The 23089-nt window shown below is 65.7% G+C and carries 18 protein-coding genes; 8 read left to right on the top strand and 10 right to left on the bottom strand.

Annotation, left to right across the window (positions count from 1 at the left end):
- Positions 1-51: 51 nt before the first annotated feature.
- Positions 52-843, bottom strand: coding sequence for an avidin/streptavidin family protein (locus NMD1_RS01390; RefSeq protein ID WP_125953294.1), 792 nt, complete (start codon positions 841-843; stop codon positions 52-54).
- 109 nt (positions 844-952) lie between these two features.
- On the opposite strand from NMD1_RS01390, the gene NMD1_RS01385 reads away from it, so the two are divergent.
- On the top strand, positions 953-1609 hold the full coding sequence (locus NMD1_RS01385) for a DsbA family protein (protein WP_124808944.1): 657 nt from the start codon (positions 953-955) through the stop codon (positions 1607-1609).
- 15 nt (positions 1610-1624) lie between these two features.
- Here NMD1_RS01385 and NMD1_RS01380 read toward each other — a convergent pair whose 3' ends face one another.
- Positions 1625-2602 carry an alpha/beta hydrolase gene (locus NMD1_RS01380; protein ID WP_125953293.1) on the bottom strand — a complete coding sequence of 326 codons (978 nt, stop codon included), beginning with the start codon at positions 2600-2602 and terminating at the stop codon, positions 1625-1627.
- 423 nt (positions 2603-3025) lie between these two features.
- Between NMD1_RS01380 and NMD1_RS01375 the strand changes: the two genes are divergently transcribed.
- A complete protein-coding gene (locus NMD1_RS01375) occupies positions 3026-4159 on the top strand; it encodes a glycoside hydrolase family 68 protein (protein ID WP_233497285.1) in 1134 nt (377 codons plus the stop codon).
- 40 nt (positions 4160-4199) lie between these two features.
- On the opposite strand, the gene NMD1_RS01370 is transcribed toward NMD1_RS01375, so the two are convergent.
- The 4 genes from NMD1_RS01370 to NMD1_RS01355 form a co-directional block, all read right to left on the bottom strand.
- Positions 4200-5201, bottom strand: a complete 1002-nt coding sequence (locus NMD1_RS01370) for a LacI family DNA-binding transcriptional regulator (protein ID WP_125953292.1) — start codon at positions 5199-5201, stop codon at positions 4200-4202.
- A 103-nt stretch (positions 5202-5304) separates the two neighbouring features.
- A complete protein-coding gene (locus NMD1_RS01365) occupies positions 5305-7011 on the bottom strand; it encodes a carboxylesterase/lipase family protein (protein ID WP_125953291.1) in 1707 nt (568 codons plus the stop codon).
- A gap of 68 nt (positions 7012-7079) precedes the next feature.
- Positions 7080-9188, bottom strand: coding sequence for a TonB-dependent receptor (locus NMD1_RS01360; RefSeq protein ID WP_125953290.1), 2109 nt, complete (start codon positions 9186-9188; stop codon positions 7080-7082).
- Between the two features lie 142 nt (positions 9189-9330).
- Positions 9331-10431: an alpha/beta hydrolase gene (locus NMD1_RS01355; protein ID WP_233497284.1), complete on the bottom strand. Its 1101-nt coding sequence runs from the start codon at positions 10429-10431 to the stop codon at positions 9331-9333.
- A gap of 172 nt (positions 10432-10603) precedes the next feature.
- On the opposite strand from NMD1_RS01355, the gene NMD1_RS01350 reads away from it, so the two are divergent.
- Positions 10604-11713, top strand: coding sequence for an alpha/beta hydrolase fold domain-containing protein (locus NMD1_RS01350; RefSeq protein ID WP_233497283.1), 1110 nt, complete (start codon positions 10604-10606; stop codon positions 11711-11713).
- A gap of 10 nt (positions 11714-11723) precedes the next feature.
- On the opposite strand, the gene NMD1_RS01345 is transcribed toward NMD1_RS01350, so the two are convergent.
- The gene (locus tag NMD1_RS01345) at positions 11724-12803 is read right to left on the bottom strand and encodes an alpha/beta hydrolase (protein ID WP_233497282.1); all 1080 of its coding nucleotides are present in this window, start codon (positions 12801-12803) and stop codon (positions 11724-11726) included.
- 218 nt (positions 12804-13021) lie between these two features.
- Here NMD1_RS01345 and NMD1_RS01340 point away from each other — a divergent pair, with 218 nt between their 5' ends.
- The 5 genes from NMD1_RS01340 (at position 13022) to NMD1_RS01320 (ending at position 18748) form a co-directional block, all read left to right on the top strand.
- Positions 13022-14143, top strand: a complete 1122-nt coding sequence (locus tag NMD1_RS01340; protein WP_158453843.1) for a phosphotransferase family protein — start codon at positions 13022-13024, stop codon at positions 14141-14143.
- The gene (locus NMD1_RS01335) at positions 14140-15150 is read left to right on the top strand and encodes a hypothetical protein (RefSeq protein ID WP_125953287.1); all 1011 of its coding nucleotides are present in this window, start codon (positions 14140-14142) and stop codon (positions 15148-15150) included. Before NMD1_RS01340 ends, NMD1_RS01335 begins: the two co-directional genes overlap by 4 nt.
- Positions 15151-15323: 173 nt before the next feature.
- Positions 15324-16700: an amidohydrolase family protein gene (locus NMD1_RS01330; protein WP_125953286.1), complete on the top strand. Its 1377-nt coding sequence runs from the start codon at positions 15324-15326 to the stop codon at positions 16698-16700.
- Positions 16690-17814 carry a dipeptidase gene (locus NMD1_RS01325; protein ID WP_125953285.1) on the top strand — a complete coding sequence of 375 codons (1125 nt, stop codon included), beginning with the start codon at positions 16690-16692 and terminating at the stop codon, positions 17812-17814. Before NMD1_RS01330 ends, NMD1_RS01325 begins: the two co-directional genes overlap by 11 nt.
- Before the next feature lie 4 nt (positions 17815-17818).
- The gene (locus NMD1_RS01320; RefSeq protein ID WP_124808934.1) at positions 17819-18748 is read left to right on the top strand and encodes an ornithine cyclodeaminase family protein; all 930 of its coding nucleotides are present in this window, start codon (positions 17819-17821) and stop codon (positions 18746-18748) included.
- 264 nt (positions 18749-19012) lie between these two features.
- Here NMD1_RS01320 and NMD1_RS01315 read toward each other — a convergent pair whose 3' ends face one another.
- Genes NMD1_RS01315 through NMD1_RS01305 form a run of 3 tightly spaced genes read right to left on the bottom strand, consistent with a single transcriptional unit; the run spans position 19013 to position 22968 of the window.
- Positions 19013-19384: an EthD domain-containing protein gene (locus tag NMD1_RS01315; RefSeq protein ID WP_124808933.1), complete on the bottom strand. Its 372-nt coding sequence runs from the start codon at positions 19382-19384 to the stop codon at positions 19013-19015.
- A gap of 9 nt (positions 19385-19393) precedes the next feature.
- Positions 19394-20647 (bottom strand): cytochrome P450, encoded by a 1254-nt coding sequence (locus NMD1_RS01310; RefSeq protein ID WP_125953284.1) that lies wholly within the window; start codon positions 20645-20647, stop codon positions 19394-19396.
- Positions 20647-22968 (bottom strand): TonB-dependent receptor, encoded by a 2322-nt coding sequence (locus NMD1_RS01305; protein ID WP_125953283.1) that lies wholly within the window; start codon positions 22966-22968, stop codon positions 20647-20649. Before NMD1_RS01305 ends, NMD1_RS01310 begins: the two co-directional genes overlap by 1 nt.
- Positions 22969-23089: the final 121 nt, after the last annotated feature.

Here is a 23089-nt window from a genome sequence, read left to right as displayed (position 1 = left end):
CCGCCCCGCGCTCCGGCGCAACCTCCCCTTCCCGTGGCGGCGGCAGCGACGTCACGGCCCGTCGCGCCGGACCAGCGACAGTGGCCAAAGCGAGGTCTGGAGGTAGGCGCCGTCCAACGGCGTGGCATGCCCGGTCAGTGCCTGCAGCAGGAGCGCCCCCGCCTCCCCCTCCAGCCAGCCGCCCATCGCGACCGTCCGGTTCCGCGCCTCGTCGTAAGCGGTGATCGCCAGCGCACACCGGTCGCTTTCCTCCGCCTGCCCGTCCAGATCGGCAAAGCCGGTGATGGCGATTTCGCGCCCGTCTTGCTCCAGAAAACCGTCCACCAGCGCGACGCGCCCACCCGGCTCGGCCAGCACGCGGAGGGCAAGCCGCATGCCGTCCGCGCCGCTCCAGACGCCCGACGCCGGATGGGGAACGGCCACCCCCGCCGGCGGCAACCCGGCATAGGGGGTATCCGAAGTCCTGCGATAGGTGAGCTTGTCGCAATAGAGGCCGGGGCCGCACAGGCCCGGAAACTCCCCGGATGCCACGAGCAGATGATTGACCGTCACCTGCGCTCCGCCATCCTGGCCATGATACTGGCCGGCCATCGCCGACGCCCAGTGCCAGCTCGGATCGGCAGGATCGCCACCGACCGAACGCCATGCGATCGCAAGAGCAAGCGGCTGGCCCTTCTCGCCGCAAGCGGTCCCGCCCCGACGGCCGGTCACGAGGTAGCGGCCCGTCGATCCGGTGGTCGATTCATACACGCCCCAGATCGCGCCGCTTCCCGCAGGCTTCTCCTCCACCGCGAGGATCATGCGCGAGCCGTACTCGTTCTCCCAGACGCCTGCGACCGTCACTCTGCCATCCCGTCATCACCAACCGGGCGAACTATCGCAGGCGCCAGAGGGGAAACCAGCTACCCGGACGAGTAGGTCACCGCTATCGAGCGGTCTGAAAGGATCTTGCATGAAGAACACGATGCACGCCGGCCTTGCCGCAATCGCCGCGCTGGCGCTGCTCCTGCCGACCGGGGCCGCGCTGGCCGCCGCGCCCGGGCGCGGGACCGACGATACGCAGGCCGCCGCCAACATCCGCGCCCTGTTGCAGAACGATCCCGTGGTACCGACCGTCGCGCCGCGCGGCGCGGACGTCACGATCGTGCTCTTCTCCGACTACCAGTGCCCCTACTGCAAGCAGATCCACCCGGTGATCCAGCAATTGCTGCGCGAAGACCGGAAGGTGAAGGTCGTCTATCGCGACTGGCCGATATTCGGGGCGGGATCGGTCGAAGCCGCCCGCACGGCAATCGCCGCGAACTATCAGGGCAGGCACGCTGCGTTCAACGATGCCATGATGCAGACGCCGGGGCGGATTACCTCTCAAGGGGTGCGCGCGGCAGCCGATCGGGCCGGGATCGACTGGAACAGGTTGCAGGGCGACCTTGCGATCCACGCAAAGGATATCGACGCCGCCATCACCCGTACCAATCTCTATGCCACCGTGATGGGCCTCAAGGGTACGCCGGGCATCCTTGTCGGCCCCTACCTGATCCCCGGCGCGGTCGACATCGCGAACCTTCGGCGCGTGGTGGCCAGAGCGCGCGCCAATCCGACGGGCGCCTGACCGGAGCCATGCCGTTCAGCCCCCGTGCCGCCCAAGAAACGCATGGAGCAAGGACGGCCATTGCCCCGCCGGCGCGTTCGCGGGGCCGATGCCGAAACCATGCCCGCCCTCCTCGAACAGGTGCGCTTCCACCGGCCGTCCCACGTCCCGCATGGCATCCAGGAACAACATCGTGTTCTGATAGGGAACCGCCTGGTCATCGATGGCGTGAGCCAGAAACGTCGGCGGCGTATCGGCACCGACATGCTGCGCAGGCGAGCGGCGGGCGATCAAGGCTGGCTCCGGCGCGGGGCCGAGCAGTGTCTGCGCGGAAAGCGCATGCGTATAAGGCGGCGTCACCGCGATGACCGGATAGATCAGGCCGGCGCAGCTCGGCACCGGGTCCAGCTCGTCCGCGGCATCACGCGCTTCATAGACCGCTTGGCTTCCGCTGGTGATGAGTGAGGCCGCCAGATGCCCGCCGGCTGAAAATCCCACCACGGCCACGGACCGGTCGATGCCGAAGTGCTCGGCCCGCGACCGGATGAGGCGCATGGCCCGCTGCGCATCCTGCAGCGGCACGTCCCAGCGATCGGCCCAGCCTTCGCCCGGCAAGCGATAGACCAGCACGAACACCGTGTAGCCCAGCCCCGTGAACACCCGCGCAACGTCCAGTCCTTCGTTGCGGCTCGACACGAAATTGTATGCGCCGCCCGGGATCGCCAGCAGGGCGCGACCATTGCCTTTCTGCGGACGGAACACCCGCATTTCGGGCCGGATCACCCCGGTGATGAACGTGGGATCTAGCGTGGCGGACTTCGACGGCGCCACCTTCGGCGCGCCGGGCGGCTGCCCTTCCCAAAGCGGCAGTGCAGGCGCCTCCAGCCACGCGGCAGACAACTGGCCCGCGCCCTGCGGGATCTTCAGGGCTTCCCTGGCGGCTTGCACCGGCCCGTTCGTCAGCAACATTCCACTCCCCAGCAGCACCTGCCTGCGGTTGATCGGCCATTCCATTCCATTCTCCCGCAACAGGCAGGCCGGAAAGCTTCCGACCATCCGACTCCGGCATACAACCTCAGTCCGCGACAGGCAGGACCGGGCGGCACGCCACCGGCGGCCATCCTGCCACTGCCGACCACGTCCGCCAACCTCCCGGAACCGATGTCACCCCCTGAAAATGCACGATTGCGTAATCGATTGCTCTATCCTAGGATCGGTCGCGCGGATTGGCCAGCACGAATTGCCATCAACCAGGGAACGGCAAAATTACGGGGTTTCCAATACGGACATAAGCGGAAGCGGGCCGCTTCCGACAGCGACACAGGCGCCGTTCGAGAATTTTAGTGTAACGTTTACGCGAGGACCGATCCTCGCCAAGGCAAGCGAGAGGAATATTTCAGTATGGCGACCATGGTCACCGCAAACGGCAATCGTGGTATGCCTGATTCCACCATGTGGACCGCCGCCGACCTGTCCTCCCTCGCCCTGACATCCGACAGCACCATCCCGGCTTTCACTCTGGACGAAACCGCGCGCGTGCCCGGCTTCGACCTCTGGGACATGTGGCCGGTCGAACGGGCTGATGGCTCGCTTCCGCGCTTCGACGGCGCCGCGCTGTGGATGGTGCTGACCGCTCGGGCGGGAGAAGACCCGGATGCGCGCCATGCCATCGCGCGCATCCATCTCGCCAGCGAGAAGGGCGGTCGCTGGACCCTGCACCAGCCGGTGTTTCCCGATGGGTTTACGCCGGGCGACCGGGAATGGTCGGGCTCGGCCGTTCTCGACGAGACGGCCGGGTTGCTCACCGTCTATTTCACCGCCGCCGGGCGGCGCGGCGTCACCCCGCCCAGTCTGGAACAACGGCTGTTCGCGGCGCAATGCGGGTTCGAAGCGCTGGATGGCACGTTTGCGCTATCCGGCTGGTCCGGGCTGACGGAAGTCATCATCGCGGACGGCCGGCACTACAGGGTCGCGGACCAGACGGAAGGGCGGGCGGGAGAAATCCTCGGCTTCCGCGATCCCGGGTTCTTTCGTGATCCGCGCGGCGGCGGAGACTTCCTGTTCTTCACCGGATCGTGCGCGCGTTCTTCCTCGCGCTGGACCGGCGTCATCGGCGTCGCCACGGCGAGCGAGGGCGAAACCTCCGGCTGGACCCTGCGGGCGCCGGTGCTCAACGCGGCCGGGCTGAACAACGAGCTGGAACGCCCGCACATGCGCGCGGTGGATGGCAATTATTACCTGTTCTGGTCGACACAGGGCAAGGTCTTCGCCGAGGACGGCGCGGCCGGGCCGACCGGTCTTTATGGCGCGGTGGCGCCGACCCCGCTGGGACCGTTCACGCTGCTCAACGGGACGGGGCTGGTTGCGAGCGTACCCGAGCAATGCCCCGCGCAGGAATACAGCTGGTGGGTCATGAACGATCTGCAGGTGATCGGTTTCGCCGATTACCCGGGCATCGGCGACATGGCGTCGATCACCGAGGCCAGCCAGCGCCGAGCCCATTTCGCCGGCTATCCCGCGCCGTTCTTCCGGATCGCGCTGGATGGCGCGACATCGCGGGTGGTCGCCTGAGCGATAGGCTGAGCCGATAGGCTGGGCGATACTGGCCCGTTCAGCTCGATGCGCGCACGATCAACCGCGGCTCGATCTGCTGCGACGCCGTTTCCTCTCCGCCGATGCGCCGCAGCAGGGTTTCGGTCAGAAGCTGCGCGCCGTGGCGCAGTTGCTGGTCGATGGTGCTGAGCGGGGGCGACATATGCTCACCGATCGGCAATCCGTCGTAGCCGATAACCCGGACATCGTCCGGTACCCGCCGCCCCAGATCGCGCAACGCGCGGATCACGCTGATCGCGGTGACATCGGAGCCGGCGACGATCCCGTCGGGCATCTCCGACAAGGTTTCCAGCTTCTGCCTTACATCCGCGTAGGCGGCATCGGGCTCGAAGTGCGTCGGAAGTTCCTGCAACGGAGTCAGACCCGCTTCCAGCACGGCCATGCGGGCGCCATCGATACGTTCGCCAAATTCCGAACCGTCCACCGGCCCGGCATAGGCGATACGCCTGCAACCGCGTTCGACAAGGTGCATGGCCGCCAGCCGCCCGCCCAGCCGGTTGTCCGAACCGATCGAACAGTGATGCTGGCCCGGCGAATGGCCGCCCCACACGACCATCGGGCGATAGCGGCGCGAAACGGTTTCAATGATATGGAACTGGTCCGACTGGCCGACGACGATGATCCCGTCGACCCGGCCGCTCGCGATGAAGCGGTCCATCCAGCGGTCGTTGCGTGGCAGCACGCGCGACAGCAGCATGTCGTATCCGTTCTCGGCGAAGGCATCGGCGAGAAAGCCTGTCATCGTGTTGAAGAACGGGTCCGAAAGGTGCTGCAATGCTTCGTGGCCCAGCGGAACGAGCACGCCGATCGTCATGGTGCGCTGCGTGCGCAGGTTGCGGGCGGCGATGTTGGGCTGGTAGCCGAGCTTTTCGGCGAGCGCGGAAATGCGCTTGCGCGTTTCGTCGCTGACGCGGCCCGACCCCGTGAGCGCGCGCGAGGCCGTGGCCGTCGACACACCGGCCAGTTCGGCAAATTCCTTGAGATTCTTGACGCTGACCATCTGATCCTTCGTGTCTCGGCTCCAAGCCTTCAGGCGCAAGCCCTCGATACCCCGGCGCAACACCTACACGCGGTTGCGCAACCGGCCAATGGCCTGCTCCGCCTCACCGCAGGCTGGCGCGCGCGTCCGCGTCGCTTTCCGCATCCATGCGCGGTGAACCGTCCAGACGCAGCGAGGGAAAATTGGCGGCCGAAACCGCCTGCCATTGCGGCAAGGCCGGCGTATCGGGCGAGCCGGTTGCCGCAAAGGCCAGCAGCGCGCCCGACATCCTGGCAGCCAGATCGAGTGCCTCGTGACCTCCGCCGGTCATCGAGGCGCACTTCCCGGCGTTGCCGAACCAGAAGGGAATATCGAGGCAGTGGAACGCCATCGGCCGTCCATCAAGGATCGGCGTTTGCCACGTGAACCAGAACAGATGAGTCGCTCCAGCCCCGGCCGCGACACGCCGCCGCGCCTGATCGATCACCGCCTGCCGGATCGGGGCCGTGGCGATCCGCGACCATAGAGCGAAAGGCGCCGCATCGGGCGCCGTGCGCCGGAACGCCTCTATCACCGGTCCGGCGCGGCCGGGCGCGAATTTCTCGACCCGGGCGCGCAGGCTTTCGACATCCAGATCGTTCACGTCGGGGTTGTTGATGCCGGTCACGAACTCGTTGAGCGTCGATCCGATGATCAACGGCACCTCGGGCATGGTCCGAGGCATAGCCGGATCGACTGCATCGGGCAGGATCGTCCTGCCATCGACGACCGGGGCAAAGTTCAGCATTTGCGGCAGGCGGCGAACGTCGAGAAACCCATCGAACGGCGGGTTGACCCGGGCGGCCACGCGCGCGGCAGCGGCGCGCAAGGTCGCGTAGGGCATGGCCCGAAGCCCCGCGAGATCAACCTTGCGCACGCCCAGTTCCTGCAACAGGAGCGCGGAAAGCCTGGCACTGCGCTCCGGTGTGTTGAACTGCGCGAAAGAGCCGCTGAAAATGGCGGCCCGGTGAAACAGGCCGCGCGCCGCCGGCATTCCCATCAGCGCGCTCACCTTGGCCCCGCCGCCGGACTGGCCGAACACGGTGACGCGCGCGGGATCGCCCCCGAACTCCGCGATATTGTCCTTCACCCAGCGCAGCGCCGCCACGATGTCCAGCATCCCGGCGTTGGCCGAATCCCGCAGGTCTTCGCTCCATTTGGAAAGATCGAGAAAGCCAAGGACGTTGAGGCGGTGATTGAGCGTGACGACCACGGCTCCGCCGGTGCGCGCAAGATTTTCGCCATCGAAAGCGGGAATGTCATGCCCCGAACCGGCCGCGAAACCGCCGCCGTGAAGCCATACGAGCACCGGGCGGCGCGCGTCGTCGCATCCGGCGGTCCACAAGTTGAGCCGCAGGCAGTCTTCATCCTCCACCGCATCGTTCCAGCGGAAGATGAAGGCTTCCTCATCGTTGAACCGTCCGGTTCCCTTGTCCTGCGGCGCGATCGGGCCGTAGTGCAGCGTGGAGCGAACGCCCTGCCACGGTTTGACCGGCTGCGGCGGCTGGAAGCGGTTTGCCCCGGCGGTGGACGCGGCATAGGGTACGCCCTTGAACATCAGGACGCCGCCCTGGCGATATCCGCGAATGCGTCCGTTGACCGTGCGCGCCGTCACCAGCGCCGGGTCGGTCGTGATCCCGTCGTCGGGAACCATGCCGTTCGTGGCCCTTTCGCCTCTCCCGGCGGCGGAAGCAGCCGCGGGCGCGGAGCCAAGCGCCAGGCCCGCCGCCACCGCGCCCTTGATCAGTCCCCGACGATCGAGTCCCTCGCTGGTGTCATCACGCCGCGCCATGGCTGAGGCTCCCGCCCCCGGAACGGCAGCACCTTCTCCCGCTGGAGCCGGTGCCGCCGCGTCTCGGGTCAGTTGGTATTGAGGCGGAACGTCACGCCGATCGTGCGCGGGCGCGGCCCTGCGAGCAGCGTGGGGCCGTTCGCCGAGGTCGGTCCGCGCAGGTCCGAAAGGTTGTCACCGAACAGGCGCACCTCGTAGCGGTCGAACCGCACGCCGATGCTCGCCTGATAGAGCTCATACGGGTTGATCTCGTTGACCGTAGCATCTCCCAGGCGCGAGCGGCCCACGAATGTAGCGGAGCTCGTCGCAAAGAGCACGGCGCGGCCGATGTCATGCTCGTAGGTCGCGTCCAGACGGAAGTTGTGCGTCGGCGTGTTGAGCAGGCGCAAGCCATTGGCAATCCGCGGATCGGCCCCCGAGAAGGCGGGCAGGACGCGCGTGAACTTGGAATTGTTGACGTTGCCGATGGCGTTCAGCGTCAGGCCCCGCAGCGGGGTGCGCCAGGACAGTTCCATGTCGATGCCCTGCGCCTTGCCGTCGCCCAGATTGGCGAAGGCGGAGAGGCCGATCGAGGTGTTGAAGGCGCTCTGGATGTTCGTGTACTTGATGTCGTAGAGGCTGACGGCGACGTGCAGCGCGCCATCCAGCAGCGATCCCTTGGTCCCCACTTCCAGGTTGCGCAGCTTGTCGGGCGTCAGCGAGATGCTGCTCGGCACGCCATCGGCGATCACCGCGTCGGCCTGCGCCTTCGATTGCAGGATGCCGCTGCGGAAACCGGTGCCCGCGTTGAAGAACAGCATCCAGTTCGGCGATGGATTGATCGCCAGGTTCGCGCGCCAGGTCAGCGCATCGGGCGTAGCCTTGCTGGTCACGCCCACCCCGTTCGAAACCGAATCCGACGAACGGTGATCCTTGAAGTAGCGCAGCCCGACCAGCGGCACGACCTTTCCGCCGAACAGCGAGTAGCTCACTTCGGAAAAGACCGCCGCGTTTTCGGTCTTGGTGATCGTCCGCCCGTTCAGGGCCAGCGTCGGGAACGTCAGATTGAACGTATAGAGGCTGCGCGCGTTCTGGTAGTACACGCCCGCGACGCCCTTGAACGGGCCGGCACCGTTTGTCGCAAGACGCAGTTCGTTGACGAAGCTGCGCGCATCGCCGCCGTTGTTCAACACGCCGATGCCCAGCGGCGCGCCCAGGTTGAGCCCTACCTGGAAACCGCCGGGCAGCGATTTCTGGTACGATGTCGCGTTGGTCAGCGTGAAATCGCCGATCTCGCGCTCGATCGTGTTCGAGACGTACCACGCGCGCCGGCGGTCATAGCCGACCACGTCGCCCTGGTACGCGGCATAGGGCGGATCAAGCGAGTTGATCACGTTGAGGTACTTCTGGTCCGTGCTGAAGTACCAGCCCCGCGCGCGCACTGTCGTCAGTTCGTCCGGCTTCCACAGCAGCACCGCCTGGATATCCTTGGAGATGACGTAGTTGGCGTCCTTCTCGCGCGGGGTGCCGGTCGGCGCGCCCGAATAGATGTCGGCCGTGCCCGCGCGGCGGTCATAGCCACCGCTGATGCGCAGCGCGAGCTTGCCCGGCACCAGCGGAACGGAAAAGGCGCCTGCCCCGCGGTAGTTGGGATCGCCCGCCTCGCGCGTGCCCGAAAGCTCCAGCTCGCCCGCGTAAGTGATCTTCTCGAGATCGGGATTCTTGGTGTGGTAGATGATCGTGCCGGCCGACGAGCCAAGCCCGTAAAGGGTGCCCTGCGGCCCGCGCAGGACTTCCACGCGATCGATGTCGAAGTACTGGACCGGCGGCGCCGCCTGGTTGTTCGGCACGCCGAACGGTGTGTCATCGAGGTAGTAGCCGATCAGGCCATCGCCGATCGGGCCGCCGGCGCCCGAGCCACGGAACGAGAAGATGCGATAGCCGGCACCGATTTCCTGCGCCTGCGATGCACCGGGGATCAACTGGATCAGGTCCGCCCCGTCGCGCACGTTGCGCTGCTTCAGCGTATCGCCGCTGAACGCCTGAATAGCGAGCGGCACCTTGTCGAGCCGGACCGAGCCGGACTTCAGCGCGGTGACAACGATTTCCTCTGCGCTGGCAGTGTCGCTCGCCTTGTCGGCGGCGGTTTCCTGCGCGTGCGCGGGAGCAATCCCGCACGCCGCCCCGCAAGCTGCCATCGCAACAGCGCATAGCAGGCGCGTGTGCAGAGATTGAATATGCTGGTGAGCCTTCATGATACCCTCCCTTGTTTTGCAGTTGAGTAATCGATTACGCATTTGATGTCAAACCATGCACGGAAGCCAAACACCCCTGCGACCGCTATGCCCCGGGCCGGTCCCCACTCGCCTTCAGGAAAGCCGCCCCCAGGGCGAGCTTCCACGAAGCGGTGAACGTCCGGGCCGCGCGGGATGCCGGCGCGATAAAATCGAAACCGTGGTAAGCGCCGGGAACGACCAGCATCTGCGTCGGCACGCCCTGCCGGATCAGCGCCTGCGCATAGGCGATGTCTTCATCGACGAACAAATCGATCGCGCCCACGCCGATGAACGCCGGCGGCAGGCCGGCCAGGTTTTCCACTCTCGCCGGCACTGCGCCCTGCGGCACCGAGGCCATGCCCGCGGGTTGCCCCAGCAGGCTGGTCCAACCGACAGCGTTGCCCGCCTCGTTCCAACCGATCGTTCCGATGAACGGCGGAACACGCCGGATGCTGCCGGTGCGATCATCGAGCATCGGATAGATCAGCACCTGATAGCACAACGGCACGCTCGCGCGATCGCGCGCGGCGATCGCCAGCATAGCGGCAAGCCCGCCGCCAGCACTTTCGCCCTTGATCGCAATGCGATTCCGATCGACGCCCAGCGCTTCGGCATTGGCATGCAGCCATACCAGGGCCGCATGGCAATCCTCCAGCGGCCCGGGAAACCGCGTCTCGGGTGATAGCCGGTAATCGACTTCCACCACCACGCAATCCAGTTCCTCAGCAAGGGTCTGCGATGCGGGAAAAGTGTCCTCCATCCGGCCGACGATGAAGCCGCCACCATGGATATGCAGCACCGCCGGTCGCCGCGCACCGTCGCGCCGCGCCCCGATCACCGCGACGCCGACATCCGGCTGGCCTTGCGCACCGGGCACCCGCCGAAGCTCGACCGCCGGCGCGGGCGACGGCAGCGCGGCGGGTGGGGGCGGCGCTTTCGCCCGCATTCCAAGGATCGCCGTGTGATCGAGCGGATTGGGCAACGGGCGGGAAAGGATCAGCTTCGCGCCTTCGCGAAGTTCCGGATCGACCATGGCCAATCCGTCCGAATCGGCACTCGCGATCGCGGGGCTCGCTCCCGCGCGGCCAACTCCAGCCGCCAATATCGCCGGTGCGGCTGTCGCTCCCAGCGCGGCGATGCCGAACGTTCGTCGCGTAAAACCCACCTGCAATCCTCTCGGCCATTCGCTCCTTCAAGCGGGAGCGCACTCTGCGTAATCGATTTCTTACACCTTGCGACGGATAATGCAATCGATTACGCAGGCTTTCGTCATCACGGCGCGGCCGGCAGAAAGCCGTCCCACGAATTGAACGAACGCGCAGGAGAGGATCGAGCGCATGACCAGACCGGCAAAGGGTGCAAGCAGGATGCTGCGCGCGATAGTGGCGCTGCTGGCCTTCCTTCAGGGTTCGCCCTCGATTCACGCGCAAGACACGCCGCCGCCGCAAGTCCGTGTCGAGGACGACGGAACGGTCCACGTTCCCGCGATGACGGTGCCGGTATCGGTGATGCTCAGCCCGGAAGCGAAGCGCTATGTCGCCGATCACCTGAAGGCGATGCAGAACCCGCAACAGGTGCGCCAGAACAATGGCGTCCCGGTGTTCATGGAGCCTTATCTCGCCGAAGCGAAATCCACTTTCGCCTATGCCATGACCGAACGCAGGCTCGGCGGTGTCCGCGTGTTCGACTATGCGCCCAAGGCCGGCATTGCCCCGAAGAACGCGCGCCGCGTGCTGATAAACCTGCACGGCGGCGGCTTCATGGGCTGCTTTCCCGCATGTGCCGAACTCGAATCGATTCCGGTGGCGGCACTCGGACACGTGCGCGTGGTTTCCGTCGATTACCGCCAGGGACCGGCCTACCGGTTCCCCGCCGCCAGCGAGGACGTGGCGCAGGTCTATCGCGAACTGCTGAAAACCTATCCCGCCGCGAACATCGGCATCTACGGTTGCTCGGCCGGTGGCATGCTGACGGGCATGGCGACCGCCTGGTTCCAGAAGCACGCTTTGCCAAGGCCGGGGGCCGTCGGCATCTTCTGCGCCGGCCTCACCACCTCGGCCAACGGCTTCGGGGGCGACGCGGACTATATGACGGCCGCTGTCGGCGAAGCCCGCCCGGCCCCCAAATGGCCCCCTAGCGCCGATGCGCCATGGACCTCCCTGCCCTACTTCGCGGGCGCCGATCCCAGGGATCCGCTCGTGTCCCCCGGATCGTCCGACGAAGTGCTGCGGCAGTTTCCGCCGACGCTGATCATCACCGCGACGCGCGGATTCGAGCTGAGCTCCGCCGTCAGGACGCACAGCCGCATGGTGGCTCTGGGCGTGGATGCGGACCTTCACGTCTGGGAAGGCCTGTTCCACGGCTTCTTCTACAAGCCGAACATGCCGGAATCACGGGAAGCCTATGACGTGATCCTCAAGTTCTTCGACAAGCATCTCGGGCAATAGCGGCCCGTGATCAGGCCGGCGCGCCAAACGCGGCGTGCAGGCTCGATTTCCAGGCCTGCGTAAACTCGCGGGAAACGCGGGCTTGCGGCACCACGAAATCGAAAGCGTGGAAGGCGCCGGGCGTGACGTGAACGCGCGTCGGCACCCCGGCCGCGATCAGCCGTCGCGCGAAATCGAGATCTTCCTCGACGAACAGGTCCAGCGCGCCCACGCCGATGAAGGAGGAGGCCAGCCCCTCCATGTCGGCAACGCGAGCGGGGACGCTGTTTTCAGGCACTTTGGCCGATCCTGCGGGAACGCCGAGAAAGCAGGACCACCCGAACCGGTTCGCCTGAGCCGACCAGCCGACTGTGCCAATATGTGGCGGCGCGGTTCGCGTCGATCCCGTGCGGTCATCGAGCATGGGATAAAGCATGACAAGGTGGCAGACGCGCACCTTGCCGCGATCGCGCGCCATAAGCCCGACCAGCGCGGCAAGCCCTCCGCCCGCGCTTTCCCCCATCACGGCGATCCGTGCGGGATCGATGCCGAGTGGTCCGGCATTCGCCGCCATCCATTCCAGCGCGGCATAGTTATCGAGCACGGGGCCGGGGAACGGCGTTTCGGGAGCCAGGCGATAATCGACGTTGACCACCACCGCATCGAATTCCGCCGACAGGGTCTGGCAGAACGCGGTCATGTTCCTCGCGCGGCCAGAGATCATGCCACCGCCATGGATGTGGAGAATGGCCGGACGGCCCGATGTGGAAGGCTTTGCGCCGATGACCTCGACCGCGACATCAGGCGCCCCGGCCAGGCCAGGGATCGTCCGCAACGCCACGGAGGGCGCGGGCGCATCGAGGAGGGGCGGGGGAGCCCACGAGGCCCGCATCGCCGGCAGCGTCTCTCGCGTGGGTGGTGGGAACGTCTGGCGCAACATCCCGCGCGCCGCTTCGCGCAGCTCGGGATCGAACAGCCGCAAAGGGTCTGCCGCCTCCTGGGCCAGTGCGCGCGCCCAGCCTAAGCCAGATGCGCCAAGGCCAGGCCACACGGCAAGACCCGTCCCCACACAGGCCGCGCCGAAAAACAGATCTCTGCGGTTGAACTGCAAGCACGCCTCCCACGCCAGAACCGCTCGATAGCACAGCAGGTTTGGAACTCGAAGCGGGCGCGGCCATGACAGGGCTGCGATGGGCATGGACCTTGCCAGCGTCAGGACCAATTACCGGCGCGGTCCAGGCGTCGCGATCCGGTTTTGATAATTTGACAAAAATATCTTTTCGTCACATTTCTTGTTCGGGTCGCAACACGGCGGCGCGGGAGAGATGGATGGTCGACGATAGCGCGCTCGCTGCAAGCCGGGCGATTACCGGGGCAACGCAGGGCGGAGACGACGAGAAAGTCGCCGAACGGCTCAGGGCCTTTCTGAACCGGCAGGCGGCGCTCGGCGCAAACGTCGGCGCTATCCGGATCGACGCTGGGCGCCGTTCGGCCGGCGCCTCCAGCGGGACGATCCTGTTCGATGCCGAGATCGCGGGCGAAAGCAAGGCGCCGCTGCGGCTCGTGTTCCGTTACGATCTCGGCGGCGCGTTCTTCAGCCAATACGCGCTGCCCCCCCAGTTCTCGATCATGCAGGGCCTGCAGGCGCGCGGGCTTCCGGTTCCGAAAGCGCTGTGGCTCGACGCCGATGGCGCGGTGAACGGCAAGCCCGGATTGTTCATGGAACGGATCGAGGGGATCGCGCCAAGCACCATGCCGTTCAACGAAGGCCCCTATATGGCCGTGGACGCAGCCGGGCGACACGCCATGCTGCTCGAAGCGGCGCGGACGCTCGCGCTGATGCATGCGACCTCCCCCGCGGGACTCGCCGACGGGCATTTCGCGCAGCGCGGGGGCGATGGTCACTATCTCGATCGCGAGATCGGCTGGACACTGACCGAGCTGCGGCGAACGATCCCTCCTGCCGCGCAGGATGCAAAGGCGGATTTCTACCGCGACATTCGCCAGACGCTGGAGACGGTCGCCGACTGGCTGACAGCGCAGGCGCCGCGCCACCGCGCCCCCGAACTGGCGCACGGCGACGCGAACATATCGAACTTCATGTACGGCGAAGACGGCAAGGTCGTGGCCCTGCTCGATTGGGAACTGGCGCACCATGGCGTCGGGGAAGCAGACCTTGCCTATCAGATTGCCGGGATCGCTCATTTCGCGCTGCTCGCGCCGCCCGTCGATGGCATTCCGACGCCCGACGAGATGATCGCGGCCTACCGGCAGGCGCGCGGGAAGCTCGACGACTGGGAGTTCGCACAGGTGCTGGGCGAATGGCGCCTGGCGGTCTTCGCCTCGATGGGCATGAGCCGCCTTCCTCCTGAACTCGAAGACATCGAACGCACCTATTGGACCGCGACACGCAAGCGCCTCGCGGCGCTGGTTCCGGGGATCGGTGCATGATTCCCGCCGGGGATATCATCGTCCTGTCGGTCGAGGACGAGTGGCCGCACGCCCCCGAACCCGACGCGCATTGGCAGGAAAGCGTCGTTCTCTGCTTTCAGGACATCGAGCAGGGATTGGGTGGCTTCATCCGGATCGGCCACCACCCCAACCTGGGGACGGGCAATTGCACGTTCGGCGTCGTGGCGCCGGGCGTCGGCTACAACCGTTCGCGGATCGACGTGCCGATGCGCGAGGGCGACCGCTTCGCGAACGGCTTTGCGATCGACGGATTTCTGACCGCGACCTTCGTCAGCGCGACCAATCGCTGGACCGCCAAGGATGATGATTGCGCGCTCGATCTGCATGTCGAAAATCTTCATCCGCACTATGATGCCTGGGCCTTGTCGGGCCTGACCGGCGGCTTTCGCGAAAAGTTCGCGGCGATGCACACCGAGGTTGCGGGGCGGGTCCGCGGAACCATGCGGATCGGTGACCGGACATGGACGGTCGACGGCTTCGGGCACCGCGATCACAGCTGGGGGGTGCGCAAGCACGACGATCCCGAGGCCGCGCTTGCAACCTTCTTCTGGCTCGTCGGTTCGTTCGGCCCCGACCTGATCTTCAGCATGAGCGAATCGATCACCTTTTCAGGCAGGCGCAACCGCACCGGCTTCGTCATCCGGGACGGCGAACTGGCCCGCCCCCTGACGCTGGATGCGCGCTTCGGCGTGACGCTCGACGGCATGACGATGCGCGATGCGCGCGTGACCTTCGACGCCGCCGCGCTCGGCACGCACACGATCGACCTCGAAGGTTTCGGCAATGTCGTCCTCGGCATGGGCGGCCGCTATCTCGAGGTGGGCATGCCGGCGCGGGGGCACTGGAACGGTCGCACCGGCGGGGTTCACCTCAGCACCATGTTCAATGCACGCGGCGGGACCGGCCAGCCACCGATGCTGTTCGGCACCTCGTCCGCCAACGGGCTTTACCGCGAGCAGACCTTTCAGGAGGTCCGGAAACGCTAGCGCGCGGAGAGATTGCGCTTTGGGGATAACCGCTCTCCGAGGTCGGCGACAAAGGAATCAAGGATCGAAAATCGCTTTTCGACAACGGCATTCGTTCATTTGTCGAGCGCAGGCATGCTGGTTGAGCCAGCATCGCCATTGACCAAAATCTCCACCACTGAAATGCTTTAGGGATGAAGCTGCGACCATTGCGAGCAATCGCCCTCGCCTTTTCAGGCATCTCCCTTCTCCATGCGGTAGCGAGCCGAGCCGCACCACCCATGCACGACACCGTCTATTCCGATGCAACCGTCATCGATGGAACCGGCGCACCGGCGCGTACGCATCAGGACATCATCGTCTCGGACGAACGCATCGTCGCGATCGTCCCGCACGGTAGCGCGACTGGGCGGGACGGACCCGGCGCGCGACATGTTGATCTATCCGGCCTTTTCGTCATCCCTGGCCTGATCGACAGTCACGTGCACATGGCAACGCCGCCCGAGCCAATCAGGGCGCGCGCGCGACTGCGGCGCGATCTTTTTGGCGGCGTGACCGCGGTGCGCGACATGGCAGACGACATCAGGCTGGTCGGCGAACTGGCACGCGAGGCACGCTTCGGAGAAATTCCAGCGCCTGACATCGCCTATGTCGCCGTGTTTGCCGGACGCCCCTTCTTCGCCGACCCCCGCGTCGGCTCGGTGAGCAAGGGCTATACGCCGGGAACCGCGCCGTGGATGCAGGCGATCGACGAGCAGACCAACATCGTGCACGCCATCAGCATGGCACGCGGCACCGGCGCCGCGGCGATCAAAATCTACGCCGACCTGCCGTCCGACCTGATCGCCGCGATCACGCATGAAGCGCATCGCCAGCACATGCTCGTGTGGGCGCATAGCGCGGTCTTCCCCACCCGCCCGGCCGATGTCATCAACGCGGGCGTCGATTCCGTGAGCCACGTCTGCTACCTCGCCTATCAGGCCGAGCCGGTCATGCTGTCCTCCTATGAGGATCACACACCGGTCCACGAAAACCTTCTAAAGCAACCCGATGACCCGGTCATGGCTGGTCTGTTCGCCGATATGGTGCGCCGCGGGACGATCCTCGATGCGACCGGCAGCCTGTTCGTGCGCTATGACAAGGAGCGGGCGGCCCATCCGGAACGCAAGGCGCTGCGCTGCACCGGCCCGACCACGACACGTCTGACGCGACAGGCATGGCACGCTGGCGTACCGATCTCCGCCGGCACGGATTCGGTAGCGGGTGCCGGAAGCCAGTGGCCCGATGTCTTTCCCGAAATCGAGTTCCTCGTCCGCGATGTGGGCATGCCTCCGCTTGCTGCGATCCATTCGGCCACCGCCGTCGGCGCGCGGGCGATGGGACAGGGACAGGACATGGGCACGCTCGAACCAGGAAAGCTCGCGAACTTCGTCGTGCTGTCTGCCGATCCCGTCGCCGACATCGGCAATATCCGCAGCGTGCAGATGACGGTAAAGCGCGGTCACGAATACCGCCGGGCAGACTATCGCCACGTAACGGCCGACGAGATGGGTAACGACAATGACGACTGACAGGCGCACATTTCTGGGCGCGGCATCGGGAACCGCAGCGGTCGCCGCGCTGGGCGTTGCGGGCAAGGCGAGCGCGCAAGGACATACAATGCTTATCGTCAATGCGCTCGGCGGGATGGACGATCCCAACCATCCGCACGGCAATCTCGTCCCTGACCTCTCGCCGCGCGTAATGGCCGAAGCGCATGCGTCGGGCCTGACGGCGATCAACGTTACGCTGGGTTATGTCTCGGGCGAGGAGGATCCCTTTGAACTTTCGGTGCGCGATATCGCCGCGACCGATGCGCTGGTCCGCAAGCACGCGCGCGATGTGCTCAAGGTCTATACCGCATCGGACATCCGCCGCGCCGCGCAGGAACGACGCATCGGGCTGATCTACGGCTTCCAGAACGGCGCGATGATGGGCAAGGACCCATCGCGCGTGGATATTTTCGCCGGGCTTGGCGTGCGCGTATTCCAGTTGACCTATAACCCCGCCAACCTGCTCGGCGACGGATCGATGGCGCCGGAGAACCGCGGCATCACCGCACTCGGCCGCGAAGTGATCGCGCGATGCAACGCAAACCGCGTAATGGTCGACCTGTCGCACAGCGGCGAACAGACCTGCCTCGATGCCGCGCGGGTCTCGTCCCAGCCGATCTCGATCAATCACACCGGATGCCGTGCGCTGACCGACCTGCCCCGCAACAAGACGGACACGGAGCTTCGTCTGGTCGCAGAGCGTGGCGGCTTTGTCGGCATCTATTTCATGCCCTTCCTCAATCCCACCGGACACGCCCGCGCTGCCGATGTCGTCGCGCATCTCGACCATGCCGTGAATGTCTGCGGCGAGGATCACGTTGGCATCGGAACCGACGGATCGGTCACGCAGATCGACGACCTCGTTGCCTATCAGGCCGCGCTCGCCAAGGAGATCGCGGAGCGTCAGGCAGCCGGGATCAGCGCGGCGGGAGAGCGGGCGGACACCTATCCCTTCGTCGTCGACTTGCGCGGGCCGCAGCAGTTCCGCGACCTGATTGCCTTGCTGAAGGGCAAGGGCTGGACCCAGGCGCGGATCGAGAAGATCATGGGGCTGAACTTCGTGCGCTATGCCGAAGCCGTATGGGGCGCGTGATCGGGTGAAGCTGATCGATCGCGAAGAAGTCGCACGCCGACTCGACCACGTCACCTGCATCGCGCTGGTGCGCGAAGCGATGATCGCTCTGGCTGAAGGGCGCACGCGGCAGCTTTTGCGCGGGATCATCGATCTGGGCAAAGGGGACATGTTCGGGGTGATGCCCGGCGCGATGGACGGTGCCGGCTTCGGCGTCAAAGTGGTCAGCATATTCCCCAATGCGCCGGGCGGCCGCTCGCACCAGGGCGTGATCGTCATCTTCGACCGCACAACCGGTGCCCCGACGGCGGTGATTGAAGGCGGCGAAGTGACTGCCATCCGCACCGGATGCGCATCGGCCGTCGCGACCGACGCCCTGGCGAATAGGGACGCGCACCAACTGGCCGTGCTGGGTACCGGCGAGCAGGCGTGGCAGCACATTGCCGCGATCCGCCATGTTCGCGCGCTCTCGCGGGTCACGATCTGGGGGCGCGACCCGGCCAGGTCGGCGGCGCTTGCCTGCCGCGTGGAACGCGAGCTGCAACTGTGCGCGCGTAGCGCACCGGACGTTCCCGCCGCGGTCGCACAGGCCGACATCATCTGCACGGTCACCGCGGCCGACGTGCCCATACTGTTTTCGCGCGACATCCCCGACGGCGCGCATGTCAACGTGGTAGGCTCCAGCCGGCTCGGTCCGGCCGAGATCGATAACGCACTGGTCGCCCGTGCCCGGTTCTTCCCCGACCACCGCGAAGGCGTTCTGGCACAGGGCGCCGAGTTCCTGAACGCCCGTGAGGCAGGACTTGTCACGGACGATCATGTCTTGGCGGAGATCGGGCACGTCCTCAATGGCGACACGCCAGGGCGCCTGGGCCAGGCGGACGTCACGATCTACAAGTCGCTCGGCTCGATCGTACAGGACCTTGCCTGCGCAGCCTATCTCGCAGGTGTGTGAACACACCCGCTCTCATTCCGGCCGGTGGCGATCGGACGAACTTTGCGGCCATTCGCAGCGCAGGAAAGGTTCGGGCAAAGCCGTCATGAGCTCATGATCTTCCGGTACCGCACTGGGCAAAGTTCGTCGATTACATCGATGGCTTCGAAGATCGGGGGGGGGGCCGGGCACACGCTGCTGAAATGGGTTGACGGTCGGCATATTTTGCCAAGCCGATCATGTCGGATAGCTGCCGCTCCGGCCACGCCGGGATGCGCGCGCGGTCTAACCTCCCACAATCGTGTGCGAGCGCGCGAAGAAGATGGGCGAGCGCGGAAGGTCGATAAAGCGCTGCTCGTCCTCGAACAGTTCGCGATTGGCGGTACGCCGCGCCGGGTCGTGGCCACTGCCGAGCAGATCGGCCTCGCTGTTCCAGCCGAGTTCGGCGACGCCATCGAAGGGCTGATCGGCCAGCCTTCCCTTGAGCAGGCCCCCGAGCACGGGATCATCGAGCCGGTGATGCTGGCGGTAAAGCGCCAGGCCGATGGTCGGCGCATGCCGCGCGACGAGCGGCGCGTGCGTTTCCAGCCAGTAGGTCTGGAATTCTTCGAGACTGAGCGATGGCAGCCGATGAAGGCAGAACAGCATCCGGATCATGGAACGACCCTATCGCGCCTTGTAGGCGATTGGCAGACGCTTCAGCCCGCTGACGAAATTGGAAGCGACCCAGGCCGGATCACCAGCGAGTTCGATCGCATCGACGCGCGCCAGCAATTCCTCGAAGAAGATGCGGATTTCCATCTTGGCAAGATGCTGGCCGAGGCAGAGGTGCGGACCATAGCCGAACCCTAGGTGACGGTTCGGCGGGCGCGAGAGGTCGAAACGGAACGGGTCGGGGAAGGCGTCGGCATCCCGGTTGGCCGAGGGATAGCACATCATCAGATGCTCGCCCGCCCTGATCGTCTTTCCGCGCAGCTCACAATCCTCGACCGCGGTGCGGAAGAAGTGCTTCACCGGTGTTACCCAGCGCACCATCTCGTCGACGCCGCCCGCGGCAAGGATCGCGGGATCGGCGCGCAGCCGCTCCATCTCCGGCGGGTTCTGCAGCAGCGCGAGCAGCCCGCCCGCGATCGTCGAACTGGTCGTATCGTGCCCGGCGGTTGCGATGATGATGTAGTAGGACATCAGTTCGAGCGTGCCGATTGGCTGCCCGTCGACCGTCGCGGTCGCAAGCAGCGTAGCGATATCGTCGGACGGATCGCGGCGCCGCGCCTCGGTCAGCTCGGCGAAATAGTCAAAGAAGCCCTTGATCGTCGCCGCCAGATCGGGCTTGGGGCCTTTGCGGATGTCAGGATCGTCGGGTCCGAAGATATCGCGCGTCAGGACGAGCATCCGCGCCTCGTCCGCGGCCGGCACGCCCAGGATACGCATGATGACGCGGAGCGGATACCAGACCGCGACATCATCGACGAATTCGCAGGTTCCGCCACGCTCCACCATCTGGCCGACGAACTGCCGCGCGAGCGCACGCAGATCCTCTTCGAGCGCCTTCAGCCGCGCCGGCATGAACCATGCCTGCGTCAGCTTGCGGTGCGCCATGTGATCGCGGCCGTCCATATGGACGATGTCGCGCAGCATCAGCGCGCTGCCGCCGGTCAGCTTGCGCACCTGTTGCTCGACCGAGACCGGCCGCAACATCATCCGCGGTGCGTTCAGGAATTGCGCGGCGTTCCGCTCCACGTCCTGAATATCCGCGAACCGGGTGACGCTCCAGAACGGTCGATAGTCCGAAGGCTCGGTCCAGTGGACCGGGTCCTCGTCTCGCAGCCGGGCGAAGAGACGGTCATAGGCATCGGGATCGGCATAGGTCGCGGGTGCGACGATCGCGTCGTCGTCGATAGGCGGCGCGATCGTCACCATCAGAAATTGAACCCCACGCGCACGCCATAGGTCGCGGGCGGCGCGGCGCGCGCGTTGCGGACGATCCCGCTGATCGGCAGGCCGCTGTCGAAGTATTTCTCGTTGGTGATGTTCGCGGCGTACAGGGAAACCAGCCAGCGGTCATCGGGCGCTGTATAGGTCAGGCTGGCGTCGACGAGTTGCATGCTGCGCGCCGTCGCCCCGCCCGTGCCCGTCAGATTCTCGGCGTCGAAATAGTACCCGGCGTTGTGCGATGCATCGACCGACAGCTTCAGTTCGCCATCACCGATCGGATATTTGACGTCCGCGCCCAGCGAGACGACGAACTTCGGCGCACCCGCCAGCCGGTTGCCCTTGATGAACAGCACCCCGGCCCCGCCCGCCGACGCCACGTCGCGATCATAGCTGGTGTCGAGGACCAGGCCGTTCGAGCGCAGGGTGAACATCGGCGAGACCCGCCACAGCAGATCATATTGCGCGCCAGTGATCTTGGCCCCGGTGCCGTTGACCAGGATGTTCGATCCGCTCGCGGAGTCCGTATAGGCAATGTGGATATTGCCATAGTTGTAGTGGAACGCGCCGAGATTGAGGCGCGCATCGGGCGACAAGCGGATCTTTGCGCCACCTTCGAACGAGGTGATCGTCTCGGGCTTCACCCCGGGGCTGAGCAGATTGGTGTTCGAAAGGGTCGCGCCCTTGAACCCCGTCGAAACGCCGGCATAGAGCAGGATGCTGCCCGTATCGTACTGGATGCGGCCGGTATAGGTGAACTTCGATCCTTTCAGCACCTGTCGACCCTGGTTGGGGATACCGAAAACGTTTCTGGGATCGGCAAGCGACAGGAAATCGGTGTTGGTATATTTCTCGTCGGTATAGCGGCCGCCGGCGGTTATGCTCAGCTTGTCGGTAATCGGCACGGTGATCTGGCCGTAGCCGGCAATGGACCTGTTCTGCCAGCGATTGTCGGCGGTCAGCGCCGACAGCGGCGGCAGGTCGCCGGTGAGCAACACATCGCCGGCAGCGTCGAGGTAGAGCATGCCGGCGATCCACTGAACGGGCGAATTCACCGAAGCGACCTGCAGTTCCTGTTGCCAGGTGCGCGACGGAAAATCCCCGGTGAAGCCGACGGAGCCGCCTTGAAAGCCCGCCGGATAGCTCTTCGGGTCCGCGAACAGAATCTCGGTCGCCGATAACGACTTCGCCGTCTGGTATGCCGTCAACGAGCTTATTTCTACCGACCCGAGATCGAGCGTGGCTTTCGCCGAATAGGTTTCGGCATTGAGCTGAACGAAGGAGCCCGCCGGCCCCGGCCGCAATATGCCGCGGGTCGATCCGTTGGCCTCGTTTTCGTAAGTCGCGCCATGTTCACCGCTGAAGCGCAAATTCGCCGCCGCGGCGAACGCATCGGCGGGCGAAACGCCGAAGCTCTGCAGAAAGCCGGCATAGTAAAGCTGCGATCCGTTGAGGCCCGTACCCAGCACGTTGAGGTCGAGCCCGACCGCCTGATAGCCCTGCCCCGACCGATCGTCGGATTCGAAATGTTGCGCGCGGAGCACGAGGTTGAACTGCTCCGATGGCTTGAAGACGAGAACCGCGCCGATCGATTTGGAGTCGCGATCGTAAAAGTCGGCGTTGCTCGTTCCCGCCCCCGGGGCGTTGAGATTCTTGATGTACCCGTCGCGCTTGCGGATCGACCCGTTGACGGAGAAGGCGAACATCCCGCCAAGCCCGCCCGAAACGATCCCCGACGCCTCGCGATTGTTGTAATTGCCGTAACCCGCGCGGAAACGGCCCGAAATGGGATCGCCCGGCCGTGGCGTCTTGGTCGTCACGACGATCGCGCCGCCGGTCGCATTGCGGCCATAGAGCGCACCCTGCGGCCCTTCGAGCACCTGGACCTGCGCGACATTGTCGAGGTCGAAAGCGGCGCTTGTCAGGGTCGCGATATAGACCCCGTCGACATAGGTGGCGACGCTGGCCGCCTGCCCCGCCCCGGTGACCGTCGAGCCGACGCCGCGGATGAACGGCGTGACGTTGCTCGCCTGATTCTGGACGGTCAGCGACGGCGTCAGCTTGGGCAGGTCCTGCAGGGTGGAAACGTTGCGCGCCTCGAGCACTTCGGGCTCGACCGCGGTCACCACGACCGGAACCTTCTGGAGACTTTCGGACCGGCGTTGCGCGGTCACGACGATATCGGCCAGTCCTCCGCTGTCGGCGGTCACACCGTCTTCCGCGGCCGACGCGCCGGCTTCCTCCGCCCAAGCCGGCGAAACGTTCATCGTGGCGATGGCGGCACTGGCCATCAGAACAGCCTTACGCATCTTCGTCTCCCTCCAGATCGTGAAGCTTTTCGCTTCATCTTTCCGCTTGCCAGTCCGAGCCGCTGTAGCTCATACCCCGACACGACAAAAATAGATATTCGTCGTATTTTATTCTGTCAAC

This window comes from Novosphingobium sp. MD-1 (genome assembly GCF_001014975.1).
Classification (GTDB): domain Bacteria; phylum Pseudomonadota; class Alphaproteobacteria; order Sphingomonadales; family Sphingomonadaceae; genus Novosphingobium.
The sequence above is the reverse complement of the archived record's forward strand: the minus strand, read 5'-3'. Positions and strand labels throughout refer to the sequence as shown.